Raw genomic sequence first — 13,005 nt, forward strand, 5'->3', positions numbered from 1 at the left:
GATTTATGAAACCTTAATGCTAGTCTATTCAAATCACTAAAAAATATTGAACAACCGAAATATTCCTAACAGCGGGCTTAAAGGAGAGAGAGTCCCGCCTACATTATCCGAGAACGTAGCGCGGCCCGATCGCCTTACCATAATTACATCATTATTTTGCAGTTTGGGATTAGTTTCCTCATTAGCTGTTGCGGAAAAATTAACCTTAACAGTTAGCTGCGAAACAGTGCCGTTAGGATTGAGGCGAATTAAATTAACCGAATCCATTTCGGCCCGCGCTTTATTAAAACCTCCCGCTGCTACCAGCGCTTGATTTAAAGTAGTATTGGGCAGCACCGCAAGCGCTCCCGGTTTCACAACTTCTCCCACAATGTTCACCTTAATCGTATCAGGTGAAAAATTAGAATTAGCCACTTGATCGTCTTGAGCTGCATCGAGATTTTCGGCTTTGGGAACGATTACCGTATCTCCCTGTTGCAGCGTTAAATCTTGGGAGACATCTGCAGCTTCCAAAAGTTGCCACAAATTTACATTAATAATTTGTTCTGTACCCGCCCGTGTCAGGCGGCGAACTTGTATTTGTCTGATATCAGCTACCGGCGTAATGCCGCCCGCCATTTTAATTGCCCTCGTTACAGTTTGCTGCAAAACCGTTTCCCCGCTGTTTGTTTCGCTGGCAGCAAACAAACCCGAATTTGCACCCATTTCATTGTCTTGTACCCGACTTTGAGCCTCTTTTGCCAAAGTATAAGTACCGGGGCGAGTTACTTCGCCCACCACAGCAATATTAATTGGTTGAGTGCTTTGTCCGGTAATATTAGCTACTGCTAAAGTTGGTGCTTCTTGGCGGTTGAGGCTAGTTACAGTGGGAATAAATATAGTATCGCCGTCGCGCAAAGTCAGATCGGCCCGCAAATCGCCATTTTGCAATAATTCCCACAAATCCACACTAATAATTTGTTCCCGTGCGTTGCGCTGGGGGCGGCGGATTTTGATTTGCCGCACGTCTGCTGACTGCGTGATCCCGCCCGCCATTCGCAGAGCCCGCGATATCGTGGGCATTTGAGTTCCCATTTGCTCTGATGTGCCTCCGGGACCTGCTGCTGAGGATATTGTATAGGCTCCGGGGCGGTTGATTTCACCCGCGATCGCAATTTGCAAAGGACGCGGCGCCAGAAGTTTCAGGGTAATCCAAGGACGTTTAAGGTATTTGCCGTATTTGTCTTTAACAACATTAGAAGCTTGTTCTAAGGTCATCCCGTACACCGAAACGCTGCCAATTAACGGCAAACTCAAGGAACCGTCCGCCTGTACTTGGTGTTGACCGTTGGGGCCGCTGTATTCCGGGACGTTGAAGATGTCCATTTGAATACGATCGCCCGCTCCCAAAGTGTAAACTTCCGATCGTACAGTTGAAGGTGTACTTGCCGGAAATTCGGGAAAGCCCGGCACGGCGGGTACCGGTACAGGAACAGGAGAACCCGGAGGAGGAGGAGGAGGAGGCAAAAACTGGGCCGCCGCAGGAGAGGAACCCACCGCAGCCAGCACTGAGACTGTTAAACTTTGGACAATTAAACTTTTGACAGCATTGCTTGCCCAATAACCAAGCTTGCAGTTTTTGCTGGAAACCTTTCCCTCCGCCCCTCTCCTTGCAGGAAAAGGGAGAAATTCTCCCCTTTCTCTCTCCGCGAAGGGGACAGAAGGGTGAGATTTTTTCTCAAGTTGCACGCCGTGCGAAGAACTTTTCACCACCATCGCTTTTTGCCCCTATCCTCATCCAACCCCGCCAACATCAAATGTAACCCAACTCTTCTAACTTGCTGAGAACTTTTTTAACACTCTCTTCCACACTTTCTCGCTCTGTGTAACAAATAATCTCAGGATTGAGCGGTTCTTCATAAGGATCGTCAATTCCCGTAAAACCCTTAATTTCTCCTGCTCTAGCCTTAGCGTATAGCCCCTTGACATCGCGACCTTCACACACTTCTAACGGCGCTGTGACATATACTTCAACAAAATTTGGCTCCATTGCTCTAATTTCGCCGCGAATTGCTCTGTAGGGGCTAATAGCTGCGGTAATTGCGGCTACTCCATTGCGGCTCAGCAGGTGAGCAACAAATCCAATCCGCCGAATATTAGTATCTCGGTCTTCTTGGCTAAATCCCAAACCTTTTGACAAGTTGGTGCGAACGACATCTCCATCCAATATTTCAACTTTGCAACCTCTTGCCTTCAGTTCGGGTTCTAGAGCTTTGGTGATAGTTGTCTTGCCGGAACCGCTCAGCCCGGTAAACCACAAAATAAAACCTTTTTCCATTTTCAGCCGTTAATTACTAACTGGGAAATTATTAAGACGTAAAACTTTATAGATGCAGTTCCCTTTCTTCTATTATCGTTATTCGCGGTGTCATATTGGCAATAGTGGAGCGCAAAAAATGAGAAATCAAAAGTTGCGATCGCTCCTGCAGTCATTTAGTAACAGAATTGTGCGCTCGCTGCATAATTCCCGATTTATTATTTTTCAAGTCTTGACACAGTAAAATTCAATTCGCGATCGCCAACGCCGAACATCTATCCGCAGGGTGCGCAGGGAATACCTTAGCTTACATTATTACACAATGGCAAACGCCGAACATCTATCCCCAGGGCTCACGGCACGGATTACCTGACTGAGCCTTTCGCAATAAACCTAAAATCTCCAATAGTATTGCCTATGTCTTCCGTTTTGAAAGCAGATGTTTTGGTAGTGGGTGGCGGCACTGGCGGCACCGCTGCGGCCGTGCAAGCAGCCCGCCGAGGTGCCAAAACTATTTTAGTAAGCGAATTCCCCTGGCTGGGAGGAATGCTGACTTCGGCTGGCGTTTCGGCCCCTGATGGCAACGAATTAGCAGCTTTTCAAACTGGTTTGTGGGGCGCGTTTTTGCGGGAACTCCAGCAGCGCCAGCCGGGAGGTTTGGATTGGGGCTGGGTCAGTTTTTTTACTTACGATCCCCGCACCGGTGCTAAAATTTTCGCTGATTGGGTTAAATGTTTGCCGAACTTGCACTGGATTTCTGGACAAACTGCTCAAGATGTGGTGTTTGAAGGCGATCGCATTTCTGGCGTTCAGTTTGCAGATTTTACGGTTTCGGCCAAAATCACTTTAGATGCAACGGAATTGGGAGATTTGCTGGCTTTAGCGGAAGTTAGACACCGCTGGGGTTGGGAATTCCAAGGCGAGTGGGGAGAACCCAGCGCGCCGGCTGCCTCTAATGCTCTCACAGAGCGCTATTCGGTGCAAGCTCCGACTTGGGTGGCAATCATGCAGGATTTTGGCTTAGGTGCGGTTGCGCCAGAAATTCCCGCGCCGCCTCTTGACAATCCCGATCGATTTATCGGTGCTTGGGACGGTTACACTCCCAAACAATTTCTCAATTACGGCAGGCTTCCGGGCGGATTGTTGATGATTAATTGGCCGATTCGAGGTAATGATTATGGTGAAGGAGTCGATCGACTCATTAAATCTGAAGCATCTCGACAAGAATTCCTGCAAGAAAGTCTGTGGCACAGTCAAAGTTTCGCCCGTTTCATTCAAACGCAACTCGGCCCCCGCTACGGTTTAGCAGAGAATATTTTCCCGATTTCAACGATCGAAAATCAACAAAATTCTTCCCTTCTTCCTTCCTTCGCCTTACATCCTTACTACCGAGAAAGTCGCCGCTTGCGAGGGATAAGTACAGTCAGAGAACAAGATATTTTGCCTGTTGTCGGTGGAAGAGTCGCGAAGTTGCCGATAAATTCTGAGGGAATTTGCGAAGCGGTGGCTATCGGCAACTATGCCAACGACCACCACTACACCAGTGGCGACATTCCCTTGCAGCCCAAATCGATCCGCTGGGGCGGCCGCTGGACGGGAACTCCGTTTACCATTCCTTACAGCGCGCTAATTCCTGCGAGTACAGACGGTTTGCTAGTCTGCGAAAAAAATATTTCCGTCTCTCACATCGCCAACGGTGCAACTCGCTTACAACCGACGGTAATGAATATTGGACAGGCGGCGGGGATGGCGGCGGCTTTGTGCGCGGAATCTGGATGTCAGCCGCGGCAGTTGCCGGTGAGAGTTTTGCAGGAAGCTTTGCTGCAAGATTCCGAGGCGAGTGCGGCAGTTATTCCCTTATTTAATTTGACACGGGGGCGATCGGACTGGCTCGACTGGCAGCGCTATTATCTCGATCGACCTCAAGCATATCCCGCCAGCGGCGAATGTCCTTTCTCAGTAGAGAAACAAAGCAGTCAAACAGCAAATACTCACAGCCAATTTTCGGGCATTTTCCGCCGCCTCGGCGAACAAGACTGGACGCTAATGCTGACAAGCCCTACATCCTTAGCCGGTCAAACTTGGCAACTCGTGACTTTGGACTCGGAAACCGACAGATTTTTACACAGTTGCGAAACCGGAAAGCCTCTGACAGTATGGGGTCGGCTGAATTATGCTGGTGCTTGGCTACTGTCGGTATCAGTAGAATTGAAGAGGTAAGGTTTTTTGCAGAGATCCGAAAATTGCAGAGATATCTATCCTGATCGATCGGGGCAAGTCCGTATCACGTAATAGACACTGACACGGATACTACCCATGCAAACCTACACTGCAATTGCTTTACTGAGCCTGTTGGGCATTACCTTGAGTGCCAATGCCGCTCGAGCTGTTGAATCTCCACTCGCAATGCTCGAAACTGCCACCCCCCAATATATGTTATCCGCCCAAACTCAACAAAAGGCCGAGCGCGTTCCTCACAGGGGCAGCGGACGCAGGGATTTTACCGAGCCTAATGTTTACACTCATCCGCTACAAGATTTCTAATGGCAATGGACGTAAGCGATTATCACCACTGAGTTGATTCGGGCTGTTGATTCGAGCGATCGGATTTTCTGGGATTCTAGTTTTTGAGCTTAAGCGACAACTGCACTTTTTGTTGACAGTTATGAGGATATTGTTTTGTGTGTGATCGATGATAGCATATAAACCTGGAACCGCCATCTACCTAGATATAGATTCTAGTATATGGCGGTTTTGTATTGAAAACTCTTCAATTAAACAGGAATTACCCACAGGCCTGGCAGCATCCGGGTTTTTCAACCGATATCCCTCGCCCTCCACCCCTTATTTTGATCGAACCGGGTTTTCATCCATAACTATTCAAACATTATCAGCTCGGAGTCGCCTCAAATTCCTCCGATCGCAACAGTTATTTACTGTTTCCCCGCCGCAGGTGGGGTTTAATTTTCAATGGCTGCACTATAATTAACGTGCGATAACTAATTTATATATAGGTAAACTGTCAGCGCAGAGGGTGCAGCAATCTACTTAAATTCGCCACCAATAAGAACCACTTATGCGGTGTGGATCGCCTTTAAGCCCATGCCCCTGTTACCTCAGGGAAATTAACTAACCTGAATATTAGGGTAGCTGGTAAGCTTTCCGGCGACAGTCGGCTATGCTTGATTCGGCGCTCTCGCAATAATTTAATGGAGGACGACAAGATGCCTCCAAGTTTGGCTATTTCGGGGATAGTGATGAAAAATGACTCTTTGGATCTGGTCAAAAGCCTCAGCCCTAGTGCAATGGATCAGATCATGCTATATCTGGCGTTTAGCGCCATGAGAACCAGTGGGCACAGGCACGGGGCGTTTCTAGACGCGGCCGCAACGGCGGCTAAGTGTGCTATTTACATGACCTATATTGAGGAGAAAAACAACCTGCGGATGACCGGACACTTGCATCACATTGAGCCTAAACGGGTGAAGGTGATTGTTGAGGAAGTCCAGGAAGCTCTGACTCAAGGAAAATTGCTGAAAATGTTGGGTTCCCAAGAACCTAGATATTTGATTCAGTTTCCTTATGTCTGGCTGGAACAGTATGGTTGGTTGCCGGGACGCCCTCGCATTCCGGGAAACAGCTTGACTGCGGATGAAAAAAAATATCTCGAAGGCAAAATTCCTCCGAATCCCCCTGACGCTCAACTGATCAATTCTTTTCAGTTTATGGAGTTGATCGAGTTTCTGCACAGGCGATCGCAAGAAGATATGCCTCCAGAAAGGCGAATGCCTTTGAGCGAAGCTTTAGCAGAACACATCAAGCGGCGCTTGATCTATTCGGGAACAGTTACTCGCATTGATGCTCCTTGGGGAATGCCGTTTTATGCCCTCAGCCGCGCTACTTACTCTCCGGCAGAGCAGGAAGAGCGGACATTTACTATGGTGGAGGATACAGCTAGATATTTCCGGCTGATGAAGGATTGGGCGGAAAAACAACCGAAGGTGATGCGAGTTATGGAGACTTTGGATATTCCGCCGGAACGCCTCGACCAAGCCCTTGAGGAATTAGATGAGATTATTCGCAATTGGGCCGATCGCTATCACAAGCAGGGCGAACCGACGATGATTGTACAAATGGTTTTTGGGCCGCAAGACGACGCTTAGTTCGATTAGTTATTAATCATTTAGTCATGAGTTGATTGCTGGAGACTAATGATTAATAACTAATAACTAATAGCCCTGAAGGAAGAAACCGGGTTTTTTTCAAAAAATACTGCGTTAAGGCCTTGAATCATCGTAAAAAAGTCGGTTTCTTGGGTCGCGAATGCGTCCAGGATTAACTAAGCTAAAAAAGCTCTCCAGGTCGCTGCTAAAACGATCGCTGCGATCGCTCCTATGAGTGTATTAAAAAAATTTACTACTTCGTTGGTCAGCCACTCAAACTTTGATTGCACCGTCGCTCCAATCACGCTCTCGATGTTCGTGGCAATAAAAGCTGCTATAACACAAAAAACAATTCCTGTCAAGTCAATTAAACCGACTGCCCAACTCAACAGCGCAATCAGAATTGAGCCGACAATACCCGCAATTGTTCCTTCCAAACTTACGGCCCCTTCCGTACCCCTAGGTACAGGCTGCAAGCTGGTAATCAAAAAAGTCCGCTTCCCGTAAGCTTTGCCGATTTCGCTAGCGCAGGTATCCGAAAGTTTGGTGCAAAAACTCGCCGCGTAACCCAGCAATAACAGGGAAATAGCATCTTGCGGCACGGGAATCTTGCCTGTATTGCCTAAAATAGATAATGCCAAAACTCCCACAGCACAAAGAGTAGCGGTTAAAGCCGAACCCCAGACATTTTCCGGGCCTCGGGCGCCTGAACGCTTTTCAGCTATGCCTTCTGCTTCTTTTTGGGCTTTGCCGATGCTGGTAACTCCCGATCCGACAAGAAAGTAAAACATTACCACAGCATAGCCTTGCCATCCCAAACAGCCCCAGATGAGGACGCCCAATATCCAGCCGTGAAATTGGCCAGCGGGAGTGAGCAATTTTTTAGGAGCAATGGTGCCGATCGCGAGTAAAACTGTATTTAGGGCGATCGCCACCAACCAAGGATTAGACCAAGATAAATAATTAAAGAACAATTCTGAATTCTGCATTTAGTACCTCCATGAGCCAAGTATTATTTCATCTTGCCTTCCCCGTGACGGATATTGCGCAAACAAAAGCGTTCTATGTAGACGGGCTCGGCTGCAAACTAGGTCGCGAATCGCCGAATTCTGCGATTATGGGTTTGTGCGGCCATCAAATTGTCGCCCACGTCAGCCACGAACCTTTGACGCCTCAGCGAGGCATTTATCCCCGGCATTTTGGGTTAATTTTTACTTCCGAAGCTGACTGGGAAGGGTTGCTAGAAAAAGCCCAGCAAAACCACTTAAATTTCTATCAAGAACCGAGACGGCGATTTGTCGGTTTGCCTACAGAGCACCGTACTTTCTTCTTAGAAGACCCTTTCCACAATATACTGGAGTTCAAGTATTACTGTGAAGCTGAAGCAATTTTTGGTCGCAGCGAATACGCTGAAGTTGGCGACGCTGTTTAGTAGTAGACCTCTCCAATAATTATTGTGGAACAGGCATCTTGACTCTTCAAGGCTGTCTTTTATGGAGATGTCTAGTAGTCTCTTAGGGTGCGCAAGTCGATTTGAGGTTTGAGATTTTAGATTGAAGAATTGACTCCACTGATGAATCGGGGAGGTTGAACTTTGGTCTAAAAATTTCAGTCATAATTCTGGTGCGTCAGAATAGAGTTATTTTTTATGTAATTGAGAATTTCTCTGCTGACGCACCCTACAAGTTAATCATTAGACAATATTGCAAAAGTCGCAAACTATCTTAAAATACCTCTGTATTTCATCTTCATTGATGTGCGATTTCCCTATCAATCAAAGATTTATGCAATAAGTTTATTGATTTTTAAATGGTTGTGACAGCGCTTCAGCGACCGCTTTTAAACTGCTGGAATGCCTCGCCATCATGGCGTGGGCGAAAACAGACAATTTTACTTCTTTGGCAGCAGATATTTGGGAACTAGAAGCCGGTACGATGATGAAATCCCAATCTGTCCAAATCGAAGTAAAATTGAGCTTTTCCAACAAGGCAGCATCTCGATTTAAATCTTCCAGAAAAGCACTACCAGGACGCATTTGAACGCAGCCTTTTCCCCAGAGAGTGTAAGCCATCCAAGTACCGCTGTGAGGAGAAGATATGGCAATAAAGCGCTGCACTCGGTTAATGCCGCCTAACCTTTGCAGGTAGTAGCGAGTTACTAAACCGCCCATACTCAATCCTACTATATCTAAATGCTGTTCTGGCGCAAAGGTTTTGTCTATATAATCTGCTATTTGTTGGGCTAATTCGTCTATGCTGGCGTTGCCCCAATGGGGCGAGAGATTGAGGGTGTAGACTGACCATCCCAGTTGGGTGAGGTAGGCAGACATTTTGTTAAAAATTCCCGATTTTCTGAAGATTCCGTGAATTAGCAAGACTGGATTGCGGCTGAAATTGCTATTCATTTTTAAGTGGGAATTTTATTTTCAATAGGTGCTTTGAGTTCTTCAACTAATGCGTTAATACTTAGGGGTTCTGTCACCATTTGTCGGTGCAGCAAAACGTTGACTTTAACTTCTTTACCTACTGGCATTTGGGAGCTGTTTGAGGGTACAATCATTATGTCAAATGGCGTCCACATTGATGTAAAGTTTATGCGTTTGAGCATGGTCACATCTTGATTTAAATCGCGCAGCAAGCCACTATCGGGGCGCATATCCAGGTATCCTGGTAGGCGTAGGGAATAGGCTGTGAGGGTGCCGTGGTGAGGGGAAGATAAGGTGATGAAACGCTGTACGCGGTTTATTCCTCCGAGTCGCTGGACGTAGTAGCGGCTGACGATGCCCCCCATGCTGTAGCCTACTATGTCTAAAGATTGTTCTGGATCGAAATTTTCAGAGATGTAGTCTGCGAGTTGCTTGGCCAGTAAGTCGAGGCCGAGGCTGCCGTCGTTGGGGGTGAGGTTGAGGCTGTGGACTAACCATCCGAGTTGGGTGAGGCGGGCGGACATTTGGCTGAAAATCATCTTTGTGTCCCAGATGCCGTGTATGAGGATGACGGGATTTCGATCGAGCGAACTGTTCATTTTGAGGGAAAATTGCTTGCTGATTACAGCATAAATCACTCCCCTAGGGAGTTTTACCCCTACTAGGACAGCTAGCGAATCGGATCGAGGTACGATCGGCAATTAGTGGGAATCGCTAACAAATTCTGAGATACTTGTAAATAAGTGCAAAGCTGTGCTGGTATTTATACCTAAAATTTGCTTGGATGAGGTAGCTTAAATAAAGCAAAATGTAAATTTTGATTAATAAATGTAGACAAAAGTTGCCTTACCTCGTAATCTAACTTTGTTGACAAGCTTGTACAAATTTCTCTAAAAGAACAAAAGGAGTAAGTCTAATGTTTGGTTTTATCAAAAATTTCTTCGGCGGTATTTTCGGCTTTTTCGGCAGACTCTTGGGCTTGAAAAAGTCTGAATATTTCCTAGATTTGGGCGAGTCTGGAGCGAAGGAACCAGCAAAAGTTGAGCCTGCGAAGGTTGAAACTGCTGTTGCCAAGAAAGCTGAGACTGCTGCGATCGCACCGGCAAAAGTTGACCCTGTTAAGTCTGAGAAGTCTGAAAAGTCTGAGAAGTCTGAGAAGTCTGAACCAGCTAAAAAGGCTAAGGTAGAGAAAAAGTCTAAGAAAGAAAAAGAAAAGGAACCAGCCGCTAGCGTTCCTGCTAATGCTCCAGAACCCGCGAAGATACCTGCTGCGGCAGCAAATAACGGGAAAGTGGCGAGTCAAGCTGAACCGATTCGGACTTTTGCTCCTAATAATTTAATGCCGACATCAAATGCAAGTCGTCGGAGCCCTGGCCCCAGCATGAACAATTTTCGGGAAATGGCTCGTCAGGTGAAAACGAAGTAGGAAATTGGGAATTGATAATAGGGAATTGGGCATTGGATAATTCCCAATGCGGGCGTTAAAAATTTTAAAAATGGTATTACTCATTTTTAATTTTAACTCTTGGTTCTATTCCCTATTTTCTTGTTTTCTGAGGAAGGCTAATCCGCTGTATAGCTGAAAAGCTGAGTCCCAAGGAGTTTCGGATTTGCGATCGACTTCTATATGAGATTCGATCTTGCTCAACATATTAGTGTAATCGAGCACTGTCTCGGCAAAGGGCGTAAATTCTGACCAAACTGTAACGTCAATCTGGCGATCGAATATTTCCAGTAAGTGATTCCAGTTAATTCGGGTGGTACTTTGAGGAATCTGTTGAGAGTTTTTGACTCTGGATGTTTTGTTTTTCGGGTTCGGTGAACTCGGGAAATCAGCAGAAGCTTTGGTGAAGTCAACTCCTTGTTGAAATTCGTAACTTTGGTCGCAAATTCGCAGAATGCAGTTTCTGCTGGGAATGTGCAAGTCACAGATTTGAGCGTAATCTTGCCTGATTTCTCTGTGGCGAAATTGCTCGGTTCTTCGGTTGGGTGAGTAGTCCATGATTTCGATGAACATCGGCAACAAGCCTTCTACTCTTTGGGTAACTTCTGACCAGTTAAATTCGATCGCACCGAGTCGATCGAGTCGATCTTTGCAAACAACGGCTGGGGAAGAGAGAGACTTGAAGTGTTGCACTCGGAAGATTTGGATTTTTTGAATATCGGTTAGGGTGGCCCAAAATACGGGAATGCCGGCGTTGAGGAGTTCTTGACCGTAAATTCGGAGTTCGGCAATGGGGCCTGTTTTGTAAAGTCTCCAGCCGCGGCTTTGGATTTGCATCCGGGTTGTGTAGGCGTCTATTTTAAAGATTCTGCTGATATTTTGAATGGCTGCGGGTTTGTTTTCGGGGCTAACTGGTTCCAGGATCAGGAGTCCCGGTTCGAGGTTGCTGGGGTCGTTTTTGGCGGTTTCTATGGCTTGTTGGCGGACGTTTTGTTGTGCGATTTCAATCCGTTGAATGCCTTGGCGGGTCTGGGAGACGATTTTGGGGTTGGTGATGTCGCGGAGTATTTGTTTGTAGGTTGTTTGGGCTTTTTCGAGGTTGTTGGTGAGTTCGTAGTAACGGCCGATGTAGTATTGCACCCACGGATTTTCGGGGGATTCTTTTTGCAGTTGTTTGATGAGTTGGGCTGCTTGTTTGTATTCTTTGCCATCTAGGGCGGCGGCTATTTGGTTGATGTCTGTCATGGCGGTTGCGGGAATGGCGTTGTTTCTATCTTGGCTGATGTTTGGTTGGTTCCGCTACTGGTTAACAATTTTGGCTCTTGTGTTAACTTATAGATATGATATTAAACTATGACAATCATTGAAAAAATACGTGTCAAAGTTGTAAAAAATGATTTTGAGCTTTCACAACACGCAGTAAACCAAAGTATAGTTCGCCTTATCAGGGTACAAGAACTCCGGGAAGCAATAATAAGCTGGTGAAGTTATCGAAGAGTATCCGAATGACAAATATCGCCCAAGCTGTTTGATTTTCGGCTTCACCACGACCAATAGACCTTTGCACGTTCAGTGCAGTTATCCATCTCGTCCTTTGGTAAAAATCATTACTTTATACGAACCATATGCGAAAATTTGGATTGATTTTAAGTTAAGGATAAATCAAAATGAACAATGATATTTTGCAAGAAACTATGGTGGAACAAAAAGTAAGTTATACCCTTGAAATCAATGGTAAGTTTATTATTATTGAAAATGTTCCTGCTAGAGTGTGTTTGGAAACGGGAGAGCGCTTTTTTTCGCCTGAAACTGTGGAACAGTTGCAGAAGATGATTTGGGAAGATAGAAAGCCGACTAGGGTGATTGAAACACCTGTTTTTGAATTTGCTTAGGGGTTGGTTAAGTTCAGTTAAAGCTGATTTGAATTTATGCTTAATGTGTAAGTACCTTTGCTTGTACGATCGCCTCCTTTAACAACTATTTTATAAGTGCCGTTACTAGGCAATTTTACGGTGAGTAGAGACTCTCGGCCATTCTGGGAGTTGCCTGTTTTTTGGGCAATAATTTTGTCGCTGGTGTCCAACAGTGTTATGTTGTGGTCGAATGCTCTGCTTTTGAGGTCGATCGTAATAGATTGACCTGCCCGTCCTTGAAATGTATGTTGGCGGGATTCGCCGTCTGTGAGGGTTCCCCGCTGCTGTAGGATGGAAAGGGATGTGAGTTTTGGTCGATCGACATTGCTCAAATTTAAGCCGTAATTTGTCACGGGGGCCCCGGGGCCATTTCCTTCTCTGACTGCGATGATAAAGCCTGTTTTGTTGTTGGGATCTCGGACTATTTTGTCAATAAATTGGGATTGTATTTCTTTAGATGTTAGAGGTTGAGGTTGGTTGAAGTTGGGTTTTGAGGTACAGAAAAGCACGGCTCCATCTTGATAGCGGGCGGCGTAGAACAAATAGTTTTGACCGTTAGTTGTAAATTCGTTTCTGCTAAATATAGTGAATCTTTCAAGTTGCGGTAGTTGCTGGTTGCGCTGGCAATTTTTATCGATGTAGATTTCGTTGGCTGATGGCTGTCGCTGGGCGAAAACTGCTGGGACGGTGGTGGTTACAATTGCTGAGATGATCGTGAGGGCGAGGGTGAAGGGCGATCGGCTTTTCATAAATACTTGTTTCTA

14 protein-coding genes are annotated in these 13,005 nt (G+C 46.1%); 7 read left to right on the top strand and 7 right to left on the bottom strand.

Annotation, left to right across the window (positions count from 1 at the left end; translation table 11 throughout):
- Nucleotides 1-36: 36 nt before the first annotated feature.
- Together QUA54_RS00515 and cysC are read right to left on the bottom strand one after the other, a co-directional pair.
- On the bottom strand, nucleotides 37-1,755 hold the full coding sequence (locus QUA54_RS00515) for an SLBB domain-containing protein (RefSeq protein ID WP_333412427.1): 1,719 nt from the start codon (nucleotides 1,753-1,755) through the stop codon (nucleotides 37-39).
- A 37-nt stretch (nucleotides 1,756-1,792) separates the two neighbouring features.
- Nucleotides 1,793-2,317: an adenylyl-sulfate kinase gene (gene cysC, locus QUA54_RS00520; protein WP_172184417.1), complete on the bottom strand. Its 525-nt coding sequence runs from the start codon at nucleotides 2,315-2,317 to the stop codon at nucleotides 1,793-1,795.
- Between the two features lie 396 nt (nucleotides 2,318-2,713).
- Between cysC and QUA54_RS00525 the strand changes: the two genes are divergently transcribed.
- From QUA54_RS00525 to hetR, 3 genes are all read left to right on the top strand, one after another.
- The gene (locus tag QUA54_RS00525) at nucleotides 2,714-4,516 is read left to right on the top strand and encodes an FAD-dependent oxidoreductase (RefSeq protein ID WP_333412428.1); all 1,803 of its coding nucleotides are present in this window, start codon (nucleotides 2,714-2,716) and stop codon (nucleotides 4,514-4,516) included.
- A gap of 96 nt (nucleotides 4,517-4,612) precedes the next feature.
- The gene (gene patX / locus QUA54_RS00530; RefSeq protein WP_172184421.1) at nucleotides 4,613-4,840 is read left to right on the top strand and encodes a heterocyst-inhibiting protein PatX; all 228 of its coding nucleotides are present in this window, start codon (nucleotides 4,613-4,615) and stop codon (nucleotides 4,838-4,840) included.
- A gap of 713 nt (nucleotides 4,841-5,553) precedes the next feature.
- Entirely contained in the window at nucleotides 5,554-6,459 is a 906-nt protein-coding gene (hetR, locus tag QUA54_RS00535) for a heterocyst differentiation master regulator HetR (protein WP_172184509.1), read from the top strand.
- Between the two features lie 176 nt (nucleotides 6,460-6,635).
- Here hetR and QUA54_RS00540 read toward each other — a convergent pair whose 3' ends face one another.
- A complete protein-coding gene (locus QUA54_RS00540) occupies nucleotides 6,636-7,448 on the bottom strand; it encodes a TIGR00297 family protein (RefSeq protein WP_333412430.1) in 813 nt (270 codons plus the stop codon).
- Nucleotides 7,449-7,459: 11 nt separating this feature from the next.
- On the opposite strand from QUA54_RS00540, the gene QUA54_RS00545 reads away from it, so the two are divergent.
- Nucleotides 7,460-7,891, top strand: a complete 432-nt coding sequence (locus QUA54_RS00545) for a VOC family protein (RefSeq protein ID WP_333412432.1) — start codon at nucleotides 7,460-7,462, stop codon at nucleotides 7,889-7,891.
- A gap of 363 nt (nucleotides 7,892-8,254) precedes the next feature.
- Here the strand turns inward: QUA54_RS00545 and QUA54_RS00550 are convergent, their stop codons facing one another.
- Together QUA54_RS00550 and QUA54_RS00555 are read right to left on the bottom strand one after the other, a co-directional pair.
- Nucleotides 8,255-8,863 (bottom strand): alpha/beta fold hydrolase, encoded by a 609-nt coding sequence (locus QUA54_RS00550; RefSeq protein ID WP_333412434.1) that lies wholly within the window; start codon nucleotides 8,861-8,863, stop codon nucleotides 8,255-8,257.
- A gap of 2 nt (nucleotides 8,864-8,865) precedes the next feature.
- Nucleotides 8,866-9,483: an alpha/beta fold hydrolase gene (locus tag QUA54_RS00555; protein ID WP_333412436.1), complete on the bottom strand. Its 618-nt coding sequence runs from the start codon at nucleotides 9,481-9,483 to the stop codon at nucleotides 8,866-8,868.
- Between the two features lie 317 nt (nucleotides 9,484-9,800).
- Here QUA54_RS00555 and QUA54_RS00560 point away from each other — a divergent pair, with 317 nt between their 5' ends.
- A complete protein-coding gene (locus QUA54_RS00560; protein ID WP_333412438.1) occupies nucleotides 9,801-10,310 on the top strand; it encodes a hypothetical protein in 510 nt (169 codons plus the stop codon).
- A 105-nt stretch (nucleotides 10,311-10,415) separates the two neighbouring features.
- Here the strand turns inward: QUA54_RS00560 and QUA54_RS00565 are convergent, their stop codons facing one another.
- Nucleotides 10,416-11,573, bottom strand: coding sequence for a tetratricopeptide repeat protein (locus QUA54_RS00565; RefSeq protein ID WP_333412439.1), 1,158 nt, complete (start codon nucleotides 11,571-11,573; stop codon nucleotides 10,416-10,418).
- A gap of 283 nt (nucleotides 11,574-11,856) precedes the next feature.
- Here QUA54_RS00565 and QUA54_RS00570 point away from each other — a divergent pair, with 283 nt between their 5' ends.
- A complete protein-coding gene (locus QUA54_RS00570; RefSeq protein ID WP_333412441.1) occupies nucleotides 11,857-12,006 on the top strand; it encodes a DUF4258 domain-containing protein in 150 nt (49 codons plus the stop codon).
- Nucleotides 11,996-12,220 carry a YgiT-type zinc finger protein gene (locus QUA54_RS00575; protein WP_333412443.1) on the top strand — a complete coding sequence of 75 codons (225 nt, stop codon included), beginning with the start codon at nucleotides 11,996-11,998 and terminating at the stop codon, nucleotides 12,218-12,220. Before QUA54_RS00570 ends, QUA54_RS00575 begins: the two co-directional genes overlap by 11 nt.
- A gap of 17 nt (nucleotides 12,221-12,237) precedes the next feature.
- Here QUA54_RS00575 and QUA54_RS00580 read toward each other — a convergent pair whose 3' ends face one another.
- A complete protein-coding gene (locus QUA54_RS00580; protein ID WP_333412445.1) occupies nucleotides 12,238-12,990 on the bottom strand; it encodes a PPC domain-containing protein in 753 nt (250 codons plus the stop codon).
- Nucleotides 12,991-13,005: the final 15 nt, after the last annotated feature.

It is taken from the genome of Microcoleus sp. MOSTC5 (genome assembly GCF_036701825.1).
GTDB lineage: Bacteria > Cyanobacteriota > Cyanobacteriia > Cyanobacteriales > Microcoleaceae > Microcoleus > Microcoleus asticus.

What these genes read in the sequence shown, in the direction of transcription:
- QUA54_RS00515 (WP_333412427.1), bottom strand. Translation starts at nt 1,755, where the DNA reads ATGGTGGTGAAAAGTTCTTCGCACGGCGTGCAACTTGAGAAAAAATCT.
- cysC (WP_172184417.1), bottom strand. Translation starts at nt 2,317, where the DNA reads ATGGAAAAAGGTTTTATTTTGTGGTTTACCGGGCTGAGCGGTTCCGGC.
- QUA54_RS00525 (WP_333412428.1), top strand. Translation starts at nt 2,714, where the DNA reads ATGTCTTCCGTTTTGAAAGCAGATGTTTTGGTAGTGGGTGGCGGCACT.
- patX (WP_172184421.1), top strand. Translation starts at nt 4,613, where the DNA reads ATGCAAACCTACACTGCAATTGCTTTACTGAGCCTGTTGGGCATTACC.
- hetR (WP_172184509.1), top strand. Translation starts at nt 5,554, where the DNA reads ATGAAAAATGACTCTTTGGATCTGGTCAAAAGCCTCAGCCCTAGTGCA.
- QUA54_RS00540 (WP_333412430.1), bottom strand. Translation starts at nt 7,448, where the DNA reads ATGCAGAATTCAGAATTGTTCTTTAATTATTTATCTTGGTCTAATCCT.
- QUA54_RS00545 (WP_333412432.1), top strand. Translation starts at nt 7,460, where the DNA reads ATGAGCCAAGTATTATTTCATCTTGCCTTCCCCGTGACGGATATTGCG.
- QUA54_RS00550 (WP_333412434.1), bottom strand. Translation starts at nt 8,863, where the DNA reads ATGAATAGCAATTTCAGCCGCAATCCAGTCTTGCTAATTCACGGAATC.
- QUA54_RS00555 (WP_333412436.1), bottom strand. Translation starts at nt 9,483, where the DNA reads ATGAACAGTTCGCTCGATCGAAATCCCGTCATCCTCATACACGGCATC.
- QUA54_RS00560 (WP_333412438.1), top strand. Translation starts at nt 9,801, where the DNA reads ATGTTTGGTTTTATCAAAAATTTCTTCGGCGGTATTTTCGGCTTTTTC.
- QUA54_RS00565 (WP_333412439.1), bottom strand. Translation starts at nt 11,573, where the DNA reads ATGACAGACATCAACCAAATAGCCGCCGCCCTAGATGGCAAAGAATAC.
- QUA54_RS00575 (WP_333412443.1), top strand. Translation starts at nt 11,996, where the DNA reads ATGAACAATGATATTTTGCAAGAAACTATGGTGGAACAAAAAGTAAGT.
- QUA54_RS00580 (WP_333412445.1), bottom strand. Translation starts at nt 12,990, where the DNA reads ATGAAAAGCCGATCGCCCTTCACCCTCGCCCTCACGATCATCTCAGCA.